Source organism: Methylobacterium sp. 275MFSha3.1, assembly GCF_900108435.1.
Classification (GTDB): domain Bacteria; phylum Pseudomonadota; class Alphaproteobacteria; order Rhizobiales; family Beijerinckiaceae; genus Methylobacterium.
This window is the reverse complement of sequence record NZ_FNWP01000036.1, coordinates 15607-33936: the sequence shown is the minus strand read 5'-3', so window position 1 is coordinate 33936 and position 18330 is coordinate 15607. Positions and strand designations below refer to the sequence as shown.

General features: G+C 72.3%; 16 protein-coding genes and 1 rRNA gene. 6 read left to right on the top strand and 11 right to left on the bottom strand.

Annotated elements, in window-relative coordinates:
* Nucleotides 1-317 (bottom strand): 16S ribosomal RNA (locus BLW78_RS28055); the annotation flags it as partial.
* Between the two features lie 672 nt (nt 318-989).
* Between BLW78_RS28055 and BLW78_RS28050 the strand changes: the two genes are divergently transcribed.
* The gene (locus BLW78_RS28050; RefSeq protein ID WP_091683388.1) at nt 990-2756 is read left to right on the top strand and encodes a monovalent cation:proton antiporter-2 (CPA2) family protein; all 1767 of its coding nucleotides are present in this window, start codon (nt 990-992) and stop codon (nt 2754-2756) included.
* Nucleotides 2757-3132: 376 nt separating this feature from the next.
* Nucleotides 3133-5517, top strand: a complete 2385-nt coding sequence (locus tag BLW78_RS28045; protein ID WP_091683386.1) for a type IA DNA topoisomerase — start codon at nt 3133-3135, stop codon at nt 5515-5517.
* A gap of 95 nt (nt 5518-5612) precedes the next feature.
* Here BLW78_RS28045 and BLW78_RS28040 read toward each other — a convergent pair whose 3' ends face one another.
* On the bottom strand, nt 5613-5975 hold the full coding sequence (locus BLW78_RS28040; protein ID WP_091683384.1) for a DUF4186 domain-containing protein: 363 nt from the start codon (nt 5973-5975) through the stop codon (nt 5613-5615).
* A 66-nt stretch (nt 5976-6041) separates the two neighbouring features.
* Here BLW78_RS28040 and BLW78_RS28035 point away from each other — a divergent pair, with 66 nt between their 5' ends.
* Nucleotides 6042-6797 (top strand): DUF72 domain-containing protein, encoded by a 756-nt coding sequence (locus BLW78_RS28035; protein WP_056531111.1) that lies wholly within the window; start codon nt 6042-6044, stop codon nt 6795-6797.
* A gap of 193 nt (nt 6798-6990) precedes the next feature.
* Here BLW78_RS28035 and BLW78_RS28030 read toward each other — a convergent pair whose 3' ends face one another.
* The gene (locus tag BLW78_RS28030) at nt 6991-8187 is read right to left on the bottom strand and encodes an FAD-dependent monooxygenase (RefSeq protein ID WP_056531108.1); all 1197 of its coding nucleotides are present in this window, start codon (nt 8185-8187) and stop codon (nt 6991-6993) included.
* Between the two features lie 511 nt (nt 8188-8698).
* Here BLW78_RS28030 and BLW78_RS28025 point away from each other — a divergent pair.
* Both BLW78_RS28025 and BLW78_RS28020 read left to right on the top strand, forming a co-directional pair.
* Nucleotides 8699-9283 carry a hypothetical protein gene (locus BLW78_RS28025; protein WP_091683382.1) on the top strand — a complete coding sequence of 195 codons (585 nt, stop codon included), beginning with the start codon at nt 8699-8701 and terminating at the stop codon, nt 9281-9283.
* Between the two features lie 129 nt (nt 9284-9412).
* The gene (locus BLW78_RS28020) at nt 9413-9706 is read left to right on the top strand and encodes a hypothetical protein (RefSeq protein WP_056531102.1); all 294 of its coding nucleotides are present in this window, start codon (nt 9413-9415) and stop codon (nt 9704-9706) included.
* 95 nt (nt 9707-9801) lie between these two features.
* On the opposite strand, the gene BLW78_RS28015 is transcribed toward BLW78_RS28020, so the two are convergent.
* The 8 genes from BLW78_RS28015 to BLW78_RS27980 all read right to left on the bottom strand — a co-directional run bounded on the left by BLW78_RS28015 (nt 9802) and on the right by BLW78_RS27980 (nt 17238).
* Nucleotides 9802-10152 carry a hypothetical protein gene (locus BLW78_RS28015; RefSeq protein ID WP_056531099.1) on the bottom strand — a complete coding sequence of 117 codons (351 nt, stop codon included), beginning with the start codon at nt 10150-10152 and terminating at the stop codon, nt 9802-9804.
* A gap of 470 nt (nt 10153-10622) precedes the next feature.
* Nucleotides 10623-10832, bottom strand: coding sequence for a hypothetical protein (locus tag BLW78_RS28010; RefSeq protein ID WP_026605124.1), 210 nt, complete (start codon nt 10830-10832; stop codon nt 10623-10625).
* A 328-nt stretch (nt 10833-11160) separates the two neighbouring features.
* The gene (locus tag BLW78_RS28005; protein ID WP_056531096.1) at nt 11161-11673 is read right to left on the bottom strand and encodes a hypothetical protein; all 513 of its coding nucleotides are present in this window, start codon (nt 11671-11673) and stop codon (nt 11161-11163) included.
* Between the two features lie 59 nt (nt 11674-11732).
* Nucleotides 11733-13562, bottom strand: a complete 1830-nt coding sequence (locus tag BLW78_RS28000) for a glycoside hydrolase family 15 protein (RefSeq protein ID WP_091683380.1) — start codon at nt 13560-13562, stop codon at nt 11733-11735.
* 67 nt (nt 13563-13629) lie between these two features.
* On the bottom strand, nt 13630-14520 hold the full coding sequence (locus tag BLW78_RS27995; protein ID WP_056531092.1) for an SMP-30/gluconolactonase/LRE family protein: 891 nt from the start codon (nt 14518-14520) through the stop codon (nt 13630-13632).
* A gap of 55 nt (nt 14521-14575) precedes the next feature.
* Nucleotides 14576-14818, bottom strand: a complete 243-nt coding sequence (locus BLW78_RS27990; protein WP_020094409.1) for a hypothetical protein — start codon at nt 14816-14818, stop codon at nt 14576-14578.
* A 411-nt stretch (nt 14819-15229) separates the two neighbouring features.
* Nucleotides 15230-15889 carry a response regulator transcription factor gene (locus BLW78_RS27985; RefSeq protein WP_020094410.1) on the bottom strand — a complete coding sequence of 220 codons (660 nt, stop codon included), beginning with the start codon at nt 15887-15889 and terminating at the stop codon, nt 15230-15232.
* An 8-nt stretch (nt 15890-15897) separates the two neighbouring features.
* A complete protein-coding gene (locus BLW78_RS27980; RefSeq protein WP_056531089.1) occupies nt 15898-17238 on the bottom strand; it encodes a sensor histidine kinase in 1341 nt (446 codons plus the stop codon).
* Between the two features lie 178 nt (nt 17239-17416).
* Here BLW78_RS27980 and BLW78_RS27975 point away from each other — a divergent pair, with 178 nt between their 5' ends.
* Nucleotides 17417-18328 carry an MBL fold metallo-hydrolase gene (locus tag BLW78_RS27975; protein ID WP_056531086.1) on the top strand — a complete coding sequence of 304 codons (912 nt, stop codon included), beginning with the start codon at nt 17417-17419 and terminating at the stop codon, nt 18326-18328.
* The last annotated feature ends 2 nt before the right edge of the window (nt 18329-18330 follow it).

Here is an 18330-nt window from a genome sequence, read left to right as displayed (position 1 = left end):
TCCCGTAGGAGTCTGGGCCGTGTCTCAGTCCCAGTGTGGCTGATCATCCTCTCAGACCAGCTACTGATCGTCGCCTTGGTAGGCCGTTACCCCACCAACTAGCTAATCAGACGCGGGCCGATCTTCCGGCAGTAAACCTTTCCCCATAAGGGCGTATCCGGTATTAGCCCTAGTTTCCCAGGGTTATTCCGAACCAGAAGGCACGTTCCCACGCGTTACTCACCCGTCCGCCGCTGACCCCGAAGGGCCCGCTCGACTTGCATGTGTTAAGCCTGCCGCCAGCGTTCGCTCTGAGCCAGGATCAAACTCTCACGTTGAAGAGATTGATCTAAGCTGATCACAACTACTTGACAGAGGCTCACAATCATCCCGGCATCACTGCCCGGATGTGTGAGCTTCCGAAGCGTTAGACAGCTCGCTTCTCTCGTTGATCCGGCTCTCGCCGGACCCGCAAGGACAAGCGCCGTCCACGCTTCTCTTTCCCGTATTCACTTGTCAAAGAACGGCGCCTGTTTACACAAGTGCCATTTGAAGATCAACAAAAAACTATTCGGCGTTCGCCGACCGTTGCTTGCAGTCTTCAGTGGAAGTCCGTCCGTGCGGCCCGCCCTGGCCGGGCACCGCGTCGGGAGGCGCCGTATAGGGCGCCAGAAATCGGCTGTCAATCGCCCCTCTTCGTCGACCGCCGGACGCTGACGGGCGCGGTCGTCCGCGTGTGCGGACACCGCTCCCGGATCCGGCAGAGCCCCCGCGCGCAGAGACCCGTCGCCGCGCCAGCCTCTCAGCACACCCCTCCGTGATCCGGACGAGGAGCCACGCTCCGGATCGCGCGTCAGAGCAGGCCGCACGATGAGTGCTCATGGAAACGATCCGTTTCGATAGTTTCCATTTCTGATTGCGCGTGCTTCGCTCAAGATGGATCCATCGGCGCGACGTCGGTGCCCTGCACGGGCCGCGGGGCGCCAGTGCACCCACGGAAGGACCCCGCCATGGCTGTCGAAGCATCCGGTGCCGCGAGCGAACTCGTCCAGGTCGTCTCCCTCCTGGCGGCCGGCGTCATCGCCGTCCCGCTGTTCAAGCGGCTCGGCCTCGGATCGGTCCTCGGCTACCTCCTGGCAGGACTGGCGATCGGGCCCTTCGGGCTCGGCCTGTTCACGGACGCCCACGCCATCCTCCACGTGGCGGAGCTCGGCGTCGTGATGTTCCTCTTCATCATCGGGCTGGAGATGGAGCCGTCCCGGCTCTGGGGCATGCGCCGCGCGATCTTCGGGCTCGGCCTGGCCCAGGTGGGGGCCTGCATCGCCGCCCTCACCCTGGTCGGACTCGCCCTCGGCTTCTCGATCACCGTCGCCTTCGTGGCCGGGACCGGCTTCGTGCTGACCTCGACCGCGATCGTCATGCAGCTCCTGGAGGAGCGCGGCGCGCTCTCGACGCCGAAGGGTCAGCGCATCGTGGCGATCCTGCTGCTGGAGGATCTCGCCATCGTGCCGCTCCTCGCCGCCGTCGCGCTTCTGGCGCCGGGCGGGAGCGCCGCGAGCGCGACGGAGCGCGCGGTCACGGTCGCCATCGCCCTGCTCTCGGTCTGCGCGCTCGTCGCCGCGGGGCGCTGGCTGCTCAACCCGCTGTTCCGCCTCCTCGCCGCCGCCAAGGCGCGCGAGGTCATGACGGCCGCGGCCCTCCTCGTCGTGCTCGGCTCGGCCCTCGCGATGCAGCTCGGCGGCCTCTCGATGGCGATGGGTGCCTTCCTGGCCGGCGTCCTGCTCTCGGAGTCGAGCTTCCGCCACCAGCTGGAGGCCGATGTCGAGCCGTTCCGCGGCATCCTGCTCGGCCTGTTCTTCCTCGGGGTCGGGATGTCCCTCGACCTGACGGTGATCGCCGCGAATGCCGGCCTGATCCTGGCGGGCGTCGCCGCCTACATGACCGTGAAGGGCCTGCTCATCTACGGCGTGGCCCGGGTGCTGCGCGCCTCGCACGCCGAGTCGCTGGAACGCGCGGCCCTGATGGCGCAGGGCGGCGAGTTCGCCTTCGTGCTGTACGCGGCCGCCGCGAGCGCGGGCATCATCGACGGCACGACCAACGCCGTCCTGACAGCCACCATCATCCTGTCGATGGCGATCACGCCGCTGATGGTCGTCGCCTTCGATCGTCTCGGTCCCAAGGCCGTCCCGTCCATCGACGGCGTCGAGGCGCCCGAGGACCTCGTGGGCAGCGCCCTGATCGTCGGGTTCGGCCGCTTCGGCCAGATCGCCAGTCAGCCGCTCATCGCGCAGGGCTGCTCGGTCTCGATCATCGACACGAACCCGAGCAACATCCGTCTCGCCGAGGGATTCGGCTTCAAGGTCTATTACGGTGACGGCACCCGCCTCGACATTCTGCACGCGGCCGGCGCCGCGACGGCGCGGGCGATCCTGATCTGCGTCGACGACACCGCGATGGCCAGACGCGTGGCGGAGATCGCCAAGGCGGAGTTCCCCCTGGTGCCCGTGCTGGCGCGCGCCCGGGATCGCGAACACGCGGTCGAGCTGATCCAGGCGGGCGTGGCCTACCAGATCCGCGAGACGGTCGAGTCGGCTCTGCTCCTCGGCGAGCAGGCGCTCCTGACGACCGGAGCCGAACCGGAAGCGGCCAGCGCGATCCTGGCGGAGGTCCGGCGCCGCGATGCGGAGCGTCTCGATCTGCAGGTCGTGGGCGGCATCTACGCGGGTCGGGACCTCATTCACGGCAACAAGCCCGGCTCGGCGCACGCGGCCGGCTAGGCCCGCGACCGGGCCTCGGTGCCGCGCCCGCTGAAGGCTTGCTGGTCTCGGCAGACACTTGGGGCGGGCAACCCTCAGCGCGCGAGCGCGTGCCCGGAGCCTTCGGAGGACGGTGCGCGGGTCGACGGCGGCGCGCCAGCCACAGGCGGGGATCCGGCCACGGAGGCATTCCGGGTCGCCGCCGCGGGCGAGCCCGGAGCACGGGTACGAGCGCCGCTCCAGCATCGCGGCGCCGGCCGGTGTGCCTGGGGAGGGCGACACGCCGCCGGCTTCTGCGACGGCTTATCCTCTCGAGGCGCCAGTTGCGTCCCGAGCCCGTCTGGAACAAAATGTGAACCCTGGGTCAGGCGCGGCGACAGCCGGAGCGGTCAGCGACATGTCATCTCCGAGCTCCGGTCGCACGCTGTTCTTCTTCGAGAAGCCCTCGGCGATGCGCCAGTTGCAGCGCTTCTTCCGCTCGCCGAGCACGGTCTGCGTGGCCGCCGAGGGACACCTGCTGTCGGCCGAGGAGCCGGGCAGCATCCGGCCCGAGTGGAAGCCCTGGCGCTTCGACCTCCTCCCGATCGTCCTTCCCACGATCCCGGTCGGCTACGGCACGAACCGGTCCGGGCAGTCGCACGCACCGAAGATCGCCGCGATCCGGCAGGCGCTGAGCGGCGTGGACCGCGTGATCATCGCCACGGATCCGGGTCGCGAGGGCTCGATGATCGCGTGGGAAGTGCTCGAGCATCTCGGCTGGAACGGCCGGGTCGACCGGCTCAAGCTCGGCGCGCTCGACGAGGTCTCGATCCGACGCGCCTTCGCGGCCCTGTCCAAGGATCCCGACTCGGGCGAGCGCGACTACGCCGCCTATCTCGAGGCGCTCTGCCGGCAGTACGAGGACTATCATCTCGGCCTGAACGGCACGCGGGCGATCTCGCTGCGCCTGCGCCCGCCCGCCTTCCGGGAGCCCTGGCGCTTCGGCGGCGTGCAGACGCCGACCCTCGCCATCCTGGCGGACCTGGAGGAGCGGATCCGGTCCTTCGTGCCGCAGGACTTCTTCAAGGTCGCGCTGCACCTTAGGACCCATGCAGGCGCGGAGATCACCCTCTGGCATGCCCCGAAGGAGCGGATCCTCGATGCGGCGATCGCTGAGACGATCCGGTCCGCCGCGGCGACGTGGTCGGGCCCTCTGGCGGTCGCGCACAGGGATGTCCGGCGCGCGCCGCCCCGGCTGTTCTCGAAGGACACCCTGGCGCGACGCTGCGCCAAGCGGTTCGGCTGGGACCCGCAGCACACGGCCGGCATCGCTCAGGACCTCTACGATCAGGGGTACCTCAGCTACCCGCGCACGGAGTCGGAGCACCTGCCCGAGGGCCAGGCCGGCGATGCCGCCGCGATCATCGCGGCCGTCACGACCGTCCTGAGCGACCTGAGCACAGTCGTTCCGCGCGACGCTGCGCCGCTGATCCGTCGCGGCCTGAAGGGCCACTACGTCGTGGATCCGGGCGAGCACCACGCCATCGTGCCCCTGCGCAAGGCGCCCGAGCGCGGCCGTCTCAGCACCGATCAGTTCCGCTTGTGGGAACTCGTGGCGAAGGCCTATCTCGCCGCGCACCTGCCCGACGGGGTCGACGCGCGCACGAGCGTCACGGCGGATGTCGCGACACCGCTGGGCGTGAGGCGGTTCGCCGTCTCCGGCAGCGTCGTGCGCGTGCCGGGCTGGCGCGCGCTCTACGGCAGCGAGGCCGAGCTCGAAGCGGATGCCGTGCCCGGCAAGACCAAGCGCGAGGCGGAAGCCACCGCCACCCGCCTGCCGCTCGTGACCGACGGCGAAGGCGCCTCCGCCGCGACGGCGGAGATCGCTACCGCGAAGTCCGAGCCGCCGCGGCGGATCACCCGAGGCGAATTGCCGGTGGTGATGGGCCGGCTGATCGACCAAGTGGACGATCCGGCCGCCAAGCGCGCCCTGGAAAACCCCGCCAACCCGAACGAGCCGAAGGGTCTGGGCACGGCCGCGACGCGCGACACGATCCTGCCCAAGCTCCTGAAGAGCCGCTACATCACGCTGTCTACCGGCAAGGATCCGGCCATCGAGGTCACCGAGGTCGGCCTGACCTTCGTCCGCGCGGTGCGCAGCGTGTTCCCGGCCTACGGAGATCCGGTCGGGCGCGCCATGTTCGAGGCGGAGCTCGCCGAGATCGGACGGGCGGCCACGCGCGCCGAGGCGGTCGCGCGCGCGACCGCCTTCCGCCAGCGTACCCGCGCCCGCCTCGACGACCTGATCGCCGCGATCGCGCAGGCGCCGACCGTCAGCCTCGATCCGAGCCTGATCCCGGCCGGTCAGGGCGACCAGCGGCCGCCGACGCCGGCCATGGTGGCGTTCGCCGTGAGCCTTTCCGAGCGGAAGGGCGTGACGCTGCCGCGTGGCTGCAGGAGCAGCATCAGCGTCTGCCACGCGTTCCTCGACACCCATGCCGGGCCGCGTGCCGGGCAGGAGGACGACGCCGGCCGCGCAGACGGCCGGCGGAGCCCGAGCGCGGCGATGGTCGGCTACGCGCGCAGCCTCGCCCAGCAGCGCGGCATCCCGTGCCCGCCGGACGCGGAGACGGACTTCGACGCGTGCCGGCGCTTCCTCGACGCGCACGCCGCGCGGCCAGGGCAGGGGAGGGACGAGGCGAACGCCGGAGGGGCAAAGGCCAAGCGGCCCGCGGAGCGGGAGAAGCGGCGGGGCCGTGTGGCCCGGACGCCGCGACCGGCAGCGGCACGCCGCCGGGCCTGAAGCGCCCCGGCGGGAGTGACCGGATCGCGGCGTTCGTCCGCGACGCCGACTTTGCCCCGTCTCGGTGGCGCCGGCCGCCCGGCCTGGCGCGCGCTTCAGGCGGCCTCGGGGTCCTCGGAGCGCAGCCAGCGCGCGATCGCGGCGACCACGTGGGCCTGCTCGACGGCGGTCAATGCCCGGCCGGCGGGGATCGCGTGCCACTTGGCCAGGCAACCGCGGCAGCAGGTTGCCGTCGCGTGCTGCGCCGTGAAGACGGGATGACCGCGAAAGGGCGTCTGCTTGCCGTCGTTCCTCGGCTCGGCGGACGCGAGGCGTCGCCGCACGAAGTCCCGCGCGTGGTCCAAGACCGCCGGGAGCCCCTTCTCCCGCAGGTAGACCCGATCGGCGATCGCCAGCCGGAAGCGTCGCCGGAACGCGGATTGCGGGAGACGGTCGAACACCTCGTCGAGCGCTCGCATGCGCGCAGATCCCGGTCTACCGATCGCCGGTCGGGCCGGCATGGCTTCGGCCCCGAGCGGTATTCCATGCATCCATCAGACGCCATCGCCGTCGGAACCGCGGGCTGGAGCCTGCCCAAGGCCTACGCGCCGCAGTTCCCAGAGGCGGGCAGCCATCTGGAGCGGTACGGACAGCGCTTTTCCGCGGTCGAGATCAACACCGCCTTCTATCGGCCCCATCGGGCGACGACCTACGCGAGATGGGCTGCGGCGGTGCCGGACGGGTTCCGCTTCGCCGTGAAGGTGCCGCGATCGGTCACGCACGAGCGGCGCCTCATCGGCGTGGATGAGCCCCTCGAGCGCTTCCTCGGGGAGGTCACGGGCCTCGGGACAAAACTCGGGCCGCTGCTGCTCCAGCTCCCACCGAGTCTGGCCTTCGACAGCCCGTCCGCGGCGACCTTCCTATCGGAATTCCGGCGGCGCTTCCCGGGCGACATCGTCTGCGAGCCGCGCCACGCCACGTGGTTCACAGAAGATGTCGACCGCCTGCTCGTCGGCCTCGCGATCGCCCGTGTCGCGGCCGACCCCGCGCCGGTCCGGAACGCCGGCATGCCCGGTGGCTGGCCGGACCTCGTCTACTATCGGCTCCACGGCTCGCCGCGCATGTACTACTCGGCGTACGAACCGCGCGTCCTGTCCCGGATGGCCGAGCGCCTCGGAGCGCACAAGGCCCTCGGCCGACGCGCGTGGTGCATCTTCGACAACACCGCGGAGTTCGCCGCGATCGGTGATGCCCTCGACATGCTCGCGCGCGTCGAGACCCGACAGGGATCCGATTCATGAAACAACAGACATTGATCTCACAATTCTAGGGAGGACTTTCCCCCGCCGGCACAGCCGGTCTTGTCGGGAGAGGCTGCCCCGACAACGGACGCCGTCGTTCCTGAGCCAAGATCAGACCCCGCAGTGAACCGAGCCGTGGCGATCCGAGCGCTCCATGTGGAACCGCCCGGAGCGTGTGTGCCGAGGAGCCGATTCAGGCCGATCGACCGACGTAAGCGGAGACATCGGGCTCCTCGGAGCGCCCATCGAACAGCTTCGCGGTGACGCGGCGAACGGCGGGCCTGCTCGCGACGTTCAGGGCCGCGTGAAGGAGACGGATGCCGATCCGCGTGCGCGGGTTCATGAGCTTCGGCGCGAGCTTCGGGACACCCTGCGCCCTCTCGACATACGGGCGCATGACCCGCTCGTAAGCCGCAAAGCCCGCCGCGACCGTGTCGGCGCGCGCCAGCTCACCGGCCAGCACGCAGGCGCCGGTGACGGCCAGCGTCGTGCCGATGCCCGCGAGGGGCGTCGCGCACCAGGCCGCGTCGCCTGTGAGCACGACGCGTTCAGACGACCAGCGCTTCATCCTCACCTGGCGCAGGACGTCGAGGTAGAAATCGTCCGTCGCGTCCAGGCCCGCCACGACGCGCCCGGCCTGCCACCCGGCGCCGGCGAACCGCGCCCGCAGGAACGCCTTCTGGCGAGCGATATCCCAGTCCTGCTCGCCGCCGGGCGGCTGACGGAGCGTCAGCATCGCGCGCGTCGTGCCGTGTCGGTCCGGCCGCAGCGAGATGCTGCGGCCGCCCGTGGCGTTGAACCAGCGCCACATCCGGTCGTCGCCGGGGATTCTGGGAATCGTGAAGTACGCGATGGTCAGATCCATCCAGCGCGGCGCGTTCTCTCCGGGAAAGACGAGCTCGCGGGTCGATGAGCCGACGCCCTCCGCCACGACCACCGCGTCGTAGCGTTCCGTCTCGCCGCCCGCGAAGGTGACGGCGACCGCGTCCCCGTCCTCCGCGAGGCGGGCCACACGGTCGCCGAAGCGGTAGCGGGCCCGCTCCCGGGCCGGCTCGTAGAGAAGGCGCGCCAGGTCGCCGCGCAGGATCTCCATCTCGGCGGTCGGGCCATCACCCTCAGCCCCGGCGACGTCGAACCGCGCGGCGACCCGTCCCCGGCCGTCGATCCAGGCCGTGCCCTCCTCGCCGGTGCCGCTGGCGAGGGCGGCCCGTTCCAGACCCATCCGGCGCAGCACCGTGCGACCGACGCCGCGCACATCGACGTTCTGCCCACCGTCCCGGAAGGCGGGCGCGCGCTCGACGACGGTCACGTCGAAGCCGCTGCGGGCGAGCCACCAGGCCACCGTGTTGCCGGCGATGCTGGCGCCGGTGATCAGGATGCGACGCGCCATACGGAAACCACTCCCGGGGACCCAACAGCGTCCGGCGCGACGGGTTGCCGGCGACGAGCGCGGCTCTCCGCGGCGGGACGCTCCCGTCTCGGCGGTGCCGGCGGTGGGATCGCCACCCGGCCGTGCAGCGCCGCGGAGGCGCGCGCTCTGACCCGCGGCGGCGCCGATCCCCTCGACAGGTCTCGCCGCGTGCCCAACATGAGCGCGACGATCGTGCCGATCGGCCCGCGCGGGACGCGCGGAACTCGGTCTGGTCTGCTCAAGGCTGACGTGAGACCGGCGCAGGCAGGGATTTCAGGGCATGACAGGGGGACACGGAAGGTCCATCGGCGGTCCGGGCACTGGCGCGCGGTCGGGTGACGCCGGTGCGGAGACGCGCGGATCCGCTGCTTCGGCCCGCCACGCCGTCGCGCGGGCCGATGGCGGCCTCCCCGGTGATGGCCGCGCGCCCTGCGCGAGCCGGAGAGACCGGACGCGGCGAACACGGCGCGTCGGCGCGCTCTGCGCCCTGATGATCGCGGCGCCGACGGCGACGCGCGCCGATCCGGTGGCGGCGCTTCTCCGGGACTGGACCACGGCCAACGGTCTCTGCCGCGGCGGCTCTGGCGACGATCCGCGCACGCAGGCGGCCTGCGAACGGCGCGACGGCCTCGATCGCCGGCTCGCCGCCGCGGGCTGGTGCTACGGACGCCCGGCCGACACGGGCGCCCAGAGAACCTGGCAGCCCTGCGGCGACGGCACGCGACAGCCCGCACAGGCCGGGACGGAGACCCCGCAGGGCGCGGCGCGGCGCGCCCTGCTCGATGTCGCCCGGGGCCCCGCGGAGACCGGGCGGGGACAGCCGGTGCAGTTCGTCGTGCACGCCCTGAACCAAGTCGGCCCCTGGGCCTTCCTGTTCGCGCGGATGCAGCGGCCCGACGGCCGCCCCCTCCCTCGCGCCGCGGACGATCTGGACTCGAACGACTACGCCGCGCTGCTGCGCCAGGACGGAAACGGCTGGCGGGTCGTCGACTTCGCCGTGGGACCGACCGACGTCGCGTGGGAAGGCTGGGACCGGCGCTACGGGGCGCCGGCCTCCGTCTTCGCGGTCCGCTGAGGTTCGTCCCCGCCGCATGAACGGAGAGACGCCCACGCGCCGACGCCTTCGGCTCTTCGCGGTCCGGCCGATCCGGGCGGCTGTCCCGGCGCCGGTGTCGGCTCCCGCCAGGACCCGGGAGGCCCGGGCATGATGGCCGCGCGTCGCTGGCTAAGCGCGACGGGGCTCGCGCTGCTTCCGACGACCGCCCAGGCAGCCCTGCCGCCGTCCTGGCAACGCGTGCGTGAAGTCCAGGCCGTCGCGGAGGCGGCCGCGCGGGTGCTGGGATCGCGTCCGATCGATGCAGTCGAACGCGTCGACGGGGAGCGCTACCGCGTCCGGGCGGGTGACTGCCGGGTCACGGTCCGCGTCGTCGTCCGCCCCCGAGCACAGCCGGGACCGCAGGCCTTCGACGCGATTCCGGACGCTCCGGACTGCCCCTAGGACCGCCACGGGCTTCATCCCTGCGCCGCGGCGTCGAGCGCCGGAGAGGCCTCGGAGAGGTCGCGGCCGCGCACCCGCGGCGCGGCGCTCGCCCATCAGACAGGCCGGCCCGGCGAGCCGGCGTGCATCGCGCCGATCACGGCGAGCAGACCGAGCAGAACCATGAGCACGGAGTAGTACTGCATCGGGATCCAGAACAGGGTGTGGCGCGGGCGCAGGATCACTGTCTGCCCCGTGCGCGGGTCGAGCAGTTCGCGGCCCGGCCGGCCGTTCAGCCGGGTGCCGAGCCACCAGTTGAAGCCGGCCGCCACCACCCACACCAGGATGACGCCCGTGGGCGTCGGGACGCCCAGGCGGGCGAGCGCCGGATCGAGCAGCACGCTGCCGATCAGGCCCGCCGCCGCGATCAGCGCCGTCAGCATTCCCCAGCCGGACCAGATGATCATTCCCGGACATCCCCTGTCTTGGCGAACGGTCCCGCCTCGCGGGACGCGGTTCCTCCGGCAGGCGCCGGCACGATGTTGCGATGGGCGGCCCAGTCGCGTTTTCGCCGGGTCGCGGGGATTGTCCGACGCCGAGACTGGTATCGACCGGCATCCCGCGCGGACCGTCGGTCGCCCTCCCGGCCGCGATAGCCGCGGTGCAGATCGGCGGTCCTCGGGGTCCGGGCGCGGGTCGCGTCGACGGCGAGGCTCATGCGATCAGTGGATCAACTCACGTCAGGCATCGTCGCGGGCGACACCTCGCACGGCCCGGTCCCGCCGGCAAGCTGACCCCTGACCGAGGGGCAGGATCACCTGAACGGCTGCACGGCCGTCTAGAGGTTCATCGACGACTCTCTCGTCGCCGCTGACCAGATCCCGTCGACGACCGGAGCGTCGGCGGCCCTGCCTCGCAATGCGCGAATACCGCCGATCTACCTAGAGCCGGACAATCCGAAAAGGATCGCCGCGCCTGCGACAAGGAGCGGCGCCCAGAAATGGACCAGGCCGCCGCCGCTCCAGACCGAGAAGGTCTCCCGGCACCCCGTCGTGTTCATCGCACATCCCAGGGGGACGAAGTACATGAACCACACGAAGGTCGCGATGACGAGAAGTGTCCCGAAAATCAGCGCGGCGCCCCGCATCGACAACATCCTCATGCGCGCACCGGTCGGTGCACGCTCCGCTACGGCCCGGGGCCACGATCGGATCCCACCCTGCCAGGACCGACGTCTCCTGTCGCTCCATGACGGGCGCGTCCGCGAGGTTCGCGTGAGAGCCGCGACAGGGACCTCGCGGGATCCGCACCGACGCTCACCGCGAGGCGGGGGTCCGCGCCCGTGACCGGCCGCGGCCGGAAGAGAGGCGCGCCGCGGATCCGGCCCGTCCGCTACCGGTGAGATGGCGCGGAAGCCGACGCCGGTGTGCAAGGGCCGAGCCCGGAGCGCCCGCGGCGGCCGTCCGGGTCTGGCGCTACCGCGGACCGCCGCCGCGCCGCCGCGCGATCTCGTGTCCCGCGCTGTCGAGGGCGCCCGACGGCGCGAGGCCGTCGTTCGGAACGGCCTGCATGCCATCGTGCGCGGTGCGCGAGGTCGGTCGCGCGAGACCGTGATCGCCGGCGGCCTGCTTCATCGCCAGCGCCCTGCGGGAGCTCGTGACCAGGCGACCGCGCGCCCGGGCGTTCCGCCTGCGCTCGCTCTCCTTGCTGGCGCGCTTCACCGCGGCTGCCAGCACCGCGGCCTTCCGGCGGGTCCCGGTATTGTCGGTCGCGGCGCGCGCGCCGGACGGGGCGGCCTTGCCGCGCAGCTCGCGGCGCTGCCGGCGGGAGATATCCCGCGCACGGTCGCGGCTTGCCCGAAGACGCGCGACCAGCTCCGCCAAGCCGCCGTCATCGGCCTCACCGAGCCTGGGGTGATGCGAGCGCGCGACGAGATCGGCCTCGTCCACGCTCAGGAGACGGGCTTCGTGACGGCTCGATCGGGACATGGGCACTCCTGCGCTGAATGAGGGGTGGCGACAGCGGACGGGCGGATGGCGGGCGGCGATCAGTCGGGGCCGCCCAGGGTCGGTGTCCGGCGCAGCGCCGTCTCGCGCAGGGACCGGTCGGCGTAGGTGCCCTGCACCGCCGCGCGACCGCCGTGGTCGAACAGGTCGAGCATCAGGGCGCTGTGGATGAAGCCGAGATGGCTGAAGGCCTGGGGGAAGTTCCCCAGGAAAGCGCCGTCCGGCGCGACCTCCTCGGCGTAGAGGCCGACGTCGTTCTGGAGGGCGCGCAGGGCGTTGAAGCGCAGCCGCGCCTCCGCGTCCCGGCCGAGCCAGAGCAGCGCGTCGACCAGCCAGAAGGCGCAGAGCAGGAAGGTGCCCTCGTGGCCGGGCAGGCCGTCGTCGTTCCGGTAGCGGTAGACGAGGTGGCCGTGGCCGAGGCGCTCGATGACGACGTCCACGGTCCGGGCGAAGGCGGCCTCGTCGACCGGGAAGCCGACCAGGGGCGCCATCAGCAGGGCGGCGTCGACGTCGTCACCGCCGAGATATTGCGGGTAGTAGCCGTCCCGGTGGATCCCCGGGCCGTTCACGCAGGCGACGATACGGTCGCGCTCCCGGCACCACGTCTCGCGCGGGCCGAACAGGCGGATCGCCCGGTCCAGGGCGACCCAGTTCATGATCGCCGCGTGGAGGTAGCGCTGCTCGGGCTTGCGCGGCTCCCAGAGACCGGCGTCGGGGCGGTGCCAGTGCGCGGCGGAGATGTCGGCCAGCCGGGCGCCGTGCCCGAGCATCGCCTCCGGGAGCGTGCCGCCCAGGCGTGTGTAGAGGTAGAGCAGGTCGAGCACCTGCCCGTACGCGTCGGCCTGATGCTGCTCGGCGGCCTCGTTGCCGGCCCGCACCGGCGCGCTGCCCCGCCAGCCCTCGAAATGCGCGATCGTGGTCTCGGCGAGGTCGGCCTCGCCCGAGACGCTGTAGAGCGGCCGCAGCCGCCCCTCCGCCCGCGCGCAGAGGTCGGATACGAATCCGAAGAAGGCCTCGGCCTCGCGCAGCATGCCGAACTTCTTCAGGACGTAGAAGGACAGGCACGCGTCGCGGATCCAGCAGAAACGGTAATCCCAGTTGCGGATCCCCCCGATCTCCTCGGGGAGGGAGGTCGTGGCCGCCGCGACCATCGCGCCGGTGGGCGCGTATGTCAGCGCCTTGAGCACGAGCGCCGACCGGATCAGCTCATCGGCGAGCGGTCCCGTGTAGGCGGCGTCCTGCGTCCACAGCACCCAAGCCTTGCGCGTCCGCTCCATCAGGGCGCGCGCGTCCGGCGGGGCGTCCGGCAGGGCATCGCCGTAGATGCTGAAGCTCCGCGCCTGCCCGCCCTCGAGGACGAACCGCGCGGCGGCCCCGGCGCCGTCCCGCACGAGTTCGACATCCGCGACGAGGCCCGGGCATCCCGGTGCCGTCACCCGGCCGCCCGCGATCTCCGGCGGCGCGAAGGACTCGGCGAAGCCCGCCAGCGGCCGGTAGACGACCACCATCGGGACACGGCCCGACACACCGCTGACGAGCCGGACCAGGAGCGGCCGGTGCGGGCCGCCCTCCGGCCCGACCATGAAGTCGTGCAGGGTCACGAAGCCGTCCGGGGTGGTGAAGGTGGTCTCCAAGATGTTGCTGCGGCTCAGGTACTGCCGCGCCGTCTCGTACCGCCCCTCGGGGCGGATGGAGAAATGGCCGCCGCGCCGGTGGTCGAGCAGCCGGGAGAAGGCCGGGTCGGCGTCGAAGCGCTCCAGGCAGGCCCAGTCGATCGATCCGTCGCGGGCGACGAGCGCGCATCCCTCGCAGTTGCTCAGGAGGGCGTAGGCTTCGATCGGCTGATAGGGGCGCTCGCCCGCGTCGGTCATGGAGTCTCCTGGGTGTTGCGCTTCGACGCGCCGGCTGAGGGCGGGCGAGAACCGCGGTCCGGCCTGGTCAGGCGCAGAGCCGGAAGGCCGGCTCCAGCAGCCCCCGCGCGCCCACGTCGATCAGGATCGTCCGGCCATGCTCCGGATCCTCGGCGCGGTCCGCCACGTCCATGCCCTCGTAGGCGGACGTGACCAGCAGGCGGTCGAGATCGCGTCCCGCGAAGGTCGGACAGGTCGGCTGCCGCATCGGCACCGACACGGTGCGGACCCGCTCGCCCGCGGGGCTGTAGGCGTCGAGGCAGCCGGCGCCGAAGCGCGCCGTCCAGATCAGGCCCTCGGCATCCACGGCGGCGCCGTCGATCGCGCCCTCGCCGCCGCGGTGGTCGAAATGGATCTCGACCGGTCCCCGCGGCAGCCCGGTCCTCGGATCGAGCGGGACGCGGTGAAGCACGCCGACGTCGGTATCGACGAAGTAGCCGGTGGCGCCGTCCGGCGAGAAGCTGATGCCGTTGGGGATCGTCAGGCCGCCGAAGAGGCGGTGCACCTTCGTGCCGGCCACGTGATAGATCGAGCCGCGCCCCTTGGTGGCGTCGCGGTCCATCGTGCCGATCCACAGCGCGCCGCTCGGATGGACGCGGCCGTCGTTGGACCGGTTGTCGTGCAGATCCTCCTCGAGGGGGCAGAGCATCCGGATGTCCCCGTCCCGGATCGACCGGACGTAGAGACCGTCCTCCGCCGAGAGCAGCTGGTGGGCGCCGTCGATCGCCGCGATGTCGCTGACTTGGACGGGCAGGACGTGGACGAGCGCCTTCTGGGCGCTGGCGATCGGCTTCTCGAACAGGCGCGCTTCCAGGATATCGACCCACCACGCCGTCCCGGTGCGCGGATCGTAGCTCGGTCCTTCACCGAGGTGGCAGCGCACCTGGCTGAGAATTCGGATGTCGTGCGGAGGACGCAAAGGCTCGTTCCCGTTCGTGTCGGTCGATGTTCGAGGCGGACCTGTCGCGACGGCGTCAGCACTTGTCGCAGACGCTGCCGAGGACCGCGTCGAGGTCCTTCTGCCGTCGCGTCCGCTCGCGCGGATCGTGCAGCGGCGCGGCCCCCGCGCCGGGCGGCACCGTCTGCCCCACCGACGAGCGGTACGGCGCGTTGATCGTGGTCTCAGGGCCGCCGCCCGTCCCCGTGAACGCGGCTGCCAGCGCCGCATGGATGCAGATGAACGGCGCGATCAGGCCGATGATCGCTCCACGGGTCATCGCTTGTCCGACAGTCATGGCGAGCCTCCCGATTCAATCTCCGATCCGATCTGCCTGCGCGGTGATGCGCGCCTCGTCCGCGGGGCGAGAGCCGACGACCGACGGGAGATCCACGATCGACCACGCTGCCATCGGTGCGCGGGTGCTCCCCGCCGGCCCGCGACCTGCGCACCGCGCCGACCAAGAGCAGCGACGCCCTCTCCATGTAATCGTCGTTTAATCCGCAGTCTCGGTAAAATCACCAACCGTGACTTCACGCATCATTTCGTGCCGCGATGACAAAGTAGATGGTGACATGCAATCGCGGAGTGCCCTCACGCACGCATCGGCGCGGATTAAACGCGGCGCGCAGTTCAGCGATGGATGTCGGGAAGGATCATCCGTCACTCAGACAAGTGCGCGCGGTCCCCGTCACGCCCTGCCGGCCAGCTCTTCGGGCGGGCACACGAGCCCGGCGCCCACGGCGATCCAGACGAGGTGTGCATCCGTTCGGGCACCGAGCTTGGCGCGGATCCCGGACAGGTTGTTGTGCACCGTCTTCAGGCTCAAGCAGAGGGCCTCGGCCACGGCCTGCGCCGTCATCCCCCCCGCGGTCAGGCTCAAGATCTCGACTTCCCGCGGGCTCAGCGCGTCGACGGCCGAGCGCCCGCCCGCCACCTCGTCCTGGGCGATGGCGTGGGCGATGTCGGCGCTCATCGCCCGCTCGCCGCGCAGCACGGCCGCCACCGCCGCCAGCAACGCGCGCGGCGGACTCGCCTTGGTGACGTAGCCGCACGCCCCCGCGGCGAAGGCTCGGCGCGCGACGACGGCCCCGGTGCGCATGCTGAAGACCAGGATGCGGGCCGCCCCGTCCCACTGGCGGATGTGCCGGATGGCCTCGATGCCGCTCGGCCCGGGAAGCGACAGGTCGAGGATCACGAGATCCGGCCCGTGCGCCTTGTACTGGCGGTAGGCCTCCGCCGCGCTCGCCGCCTCCGCCGTCACAACGAGTCCCGGCTGTCGCTCGATCAGGCGGCGATAGCCCTCGCGCACCACGGGATGGTCGTCGACGAGCAGGATGGACGTGGGCATGAGACGCCTCAGACCGCGGTCGGGACGGTCGCGCAGGCGCGGATCCCGCTGCCGGTGCCGGTCAGCGTGAAGCTGCCGCCGAGGGCGGCGAGTCGCGCGCGGATGCCGACGAGGCCGCGGCCCGTGCCGGAGGCCGTGCGCGAGACATCGCCCTTGCCGTCGTCGTCCAGCGTGAGCGTCACCGTCCGCGTTCCGGTCTCCGTCCGGACGACCCGCAGGAAGATCCGGCTCGGACGCCCGTGGCGGAGGGCGTTGGTCAGGAGCTCCTGCGCGATGCGGTAGAGGCTCGCCGACACGGTCACGGGCATGTCGGCGAGGTCGCCGGCCACGTCGAGATGAAGGGCCGGGCCGGACCTGAGCTGCGCCCGCCAATCCGCCACGAGGCCCCGCAGCGCGTCCTCCAGCCCGGTCTCGGCGAGGTCGGGCAGTTCGAGGCGCGCCAGCGCCCCGCGCAGGCTCTCCCGCATGGTGGCGAGGACGGCCTCGATGCCGCGCGCGTCCGCGCGCAGATCCTCGCGGTCGTCGGGCGCGGCGAGTTCGATCGCGGCCGCCCGGGCGCCCGCGGCGGCGAGGCACTGGCCGAAGGCGTCGTGCAGGTCCCGCGCGAGCGCCTGCCGCTCCTCTTCCTGCACCGTGACGAGCCGCTGCATCAGCTCCGCGCGCGCGGCCTCCGCGCGGGCGAGCCGGTCGGCGAGGTCATCGCAGGCGCGTGCGATCCGGTCGAACTCGGCGGCGGCGAAGCGCGGCAGCGGCGACCGGGTCCGGGCCGCGTCGAGCCTCGCCAGCCCGCGCACGATCTGCCCGGCGGGCGCGACGAGGCGCATGACCGCGAGCCAGTTGAGGAGCAGTGTCGCCGCCGTCAGAGCGAGCGCGAGCCCGCCCGCGAGACGCACCCGCTGCCAGACGCGGGCCGCCGCGGCGATCGGATCGGGCCAGGCGGTGACGCTGCCGATCGTGCGCTCGCGGAAGACGATCGCGCGGATCGTCGGCGCGGCCGCGGCGTCCCCCGTAACCGCCTCCCGGAACCACGCGGGGGCGGCGTCGAGGCCATCCCAGTCGCCGCAGACGCGCCGCGGCAACTCGACGCCGAGCTGGATGTCGGCGCAGATCCCCGGGAGGATGGTGAGGAGGGCCGGTGCGGGCTGCGGCGGCGCGGCGGGCATCGCGACCGGACCGGCGCTGCCGAGACCCGGCTGACGCGCGAGCTGCGCGGCGATCCGCTCCGCCGAGGTCGCGGCCTCCCGCTGCAGGCTCGCCTGGGCGGCGAAGCCGGTCCAGGCGACCGCTCCGGCCAGGCACAGGAGGGCGACCACGAGGAGGCGTAGGCCGAGATGCGCGGGCAGGCTCATGGGGGCGAAACGGCCGGGCTCGAAGCGACGCGGCGATTTGGCACCGGGAACGTCCCGGCGCGCAAGCCGCGCCGAGCCAGCGCGGGAAGAATGCCCGGTCGCGGGCGGGAGGACGTCCCTGGCCCGCGCCCCGCACGCCTCGCAGGATGGCGGCGTTTCGTCTCCCGCGGAGCCCGCCATGGCCTCTCACCTGTCCCGCCGCAGCCTGCTCGCCGCCGCCGCCCTGCTGCCGCTCGGCCTGCACCGCCCCGGCGCGGCCGCGACCGGAACCCCGCCCTACCGGGTCGGCGCCTTCACCGTGACACCCCTGCGCGACGGGCTGTTCCCGCTGGAGCCGCGGATGATGCCCGCGGCCGAGAGCCCGGCCGGACGGGCTCTGTTGCAGGGGGCTGGTCTTGCCGGGGACGGTCCGTCGCCGGAGCCGGTCAACGCCTTCCTGATCCGGCGCGGCGCGCGCCACTGGCTGCTCGACGCGGGCTGCGGCACCGTCTTCGGACCGGACTTCAACCGGGTGACCGCCGCGCTGGCGGCGGAGGGCGTGCGGCCCGATCAGGTCGAGACCATCTGGCTGAGCCATCTCCACGCCGACCACGCGGGCGGTCTCCTGACGCCGGGCCGCCTGGCGCGGTTCGCGAACGCCGAGCTCGTGGTGCAGGAGCGCGAGGTCGCCTACTGGTCGGATGCGGGAGCGCGGGCCGGCGCGCCCGACGCCCTGCGGCCGATGTTCGAGACGGCGCAGGCCGTGCTCGCCGCCTATGGCGACCGGATCCGCCGCGTCGCGGGCGAGGCGGAGCTCGCCCCCGGCATCCGCGCTCTGCCGCTCCCCGGCCATACGCCGGGTCACATGGGCGTGCTGATCGCGGACGGGGCGGACCGGTTGCTGATCTGGGGCGACGTCATCCACTCGCGACTCCTGCAGATGCCGCACCCGGACTGGACCGTCATCTGGGACACGGATCCGGCGGAGGCGATCGCGACCCGCCGGCGCATCCTCGACCGCGCGGCGGCGGAGGGCCTGAGCGTGACCGGGATGCACCTCGCCGCCCGCGGGCGGATCGAGCGGGACGGGGCGGGCTACGCGCTGATCTAGAG

Bases quoted from the DNA above. Each gene is read 5' to 3' on its own strand.
- BLW78_RS28030 (WP_056531108.1), bottom strand. From the start codon at position 8,187: ATGGCGCGTCGCATCCTGATCACCGGCGCCAGCATCGCCGGCAACACG.
- BLW78_RS28015 (WP_056531099.1), bottom strand. From the start codon at position 10,152: ATGATCATCTGGTCCGGCTGGGGAATGCTGACGGCGCTGATCGCGGCG.
- BLW78_RS28040 (WP_091683384.1), bottom strand. From the start codon at position 5,975: ATGCGAGCGCTCGACGAGGTGTTCGACCGTCTCCCGCAATCCGCGTTC.
- BLW78_RS28000 (WP_091683380.1), bottom strand. From the start codon at position 13,562: ATGACCGACGCGGGCGAGCGCCCCTATCAGCCGATCGAAGCCTACGCC.
- BLW78_RS28050 (WP_091683388.1), top strand. From the start codon at position 990: ATGGCTGTCGAAGCATCCGGTGCCGCGAGCGAACTCGTCCAGGTCGTC.
- BLW78_RS28035 (WP_056531111.1), top strand. From the start codon at position 6,042: ATGCATCCATCAGACGCCATCGCCGTCGGAACCGCGGGCTGGAGCCTG.
- BLW78_RS27980 (WP_056531089.1), bottom strand. From the start codon at position 17,238: ATGAGCCTGCCCGCGCATCTCGGCCTACGCCTCCTCGTGGTCGCCCTC.
- BLW78_RS27990 (WP_020094409.1), bottom strand. From the start codon at position 14,818: ATGACCCGTGGAGCGATCATCGGCCTGATCGCGCCGTTCATCTGCATC.
- BLW78_RS28045 (WP_091683386.1), top strand. From the start codon at position 3,133: ATGTCATCTCCGAGCTCCGGTCGCACGCTGTTCTTCTTCGAGAAGCCC.
- BLW78_RS27975 (WP_056531086.1), top strand. From the start codon at position 17,417: ATGGCCTCTCACCTGTCCCGCCGCAGCCTGCTCGCCGCCGCCGCCCTG.
- BLW78_RS28005 (WP_056531096.1), bottom strand. From the start codon at position 11,673: ATGTCCCGATCGAGCCGTCACGAAGCCCGTCTCCTGAGCGTGGACGAG.
- BLW78_RS28025 (WP_091683382.1), top strand. From the start codon at position 8,699: ATGATCGCGGCGCCGACGGCGACGCGCGCCGATCCGGTGGCGGCGCTT.
- BLW78_RS28010 (WP_026605124.1), bottom strand. From the start codon at position 10,832: ATGCGGGGCGCCGCGCTGATTTTCGGGACACTTCTCGTCATCGCGACC.
- BLW78_RS27985 (WP_020094410.1), bottom strand. From the start codon at position 15,889: ATGCCCACGTCCATCCTGCTCGTCGACGACCATCCCGTGGTGCGCGAG.
- BLW78_RS28020 (WP_056531102.1), top strand. From the start codon at position 9,413: ATGATGGCCGCGCGTCGCTGGCTAAGCGCGACGGGGCTCGCGCTGCTT.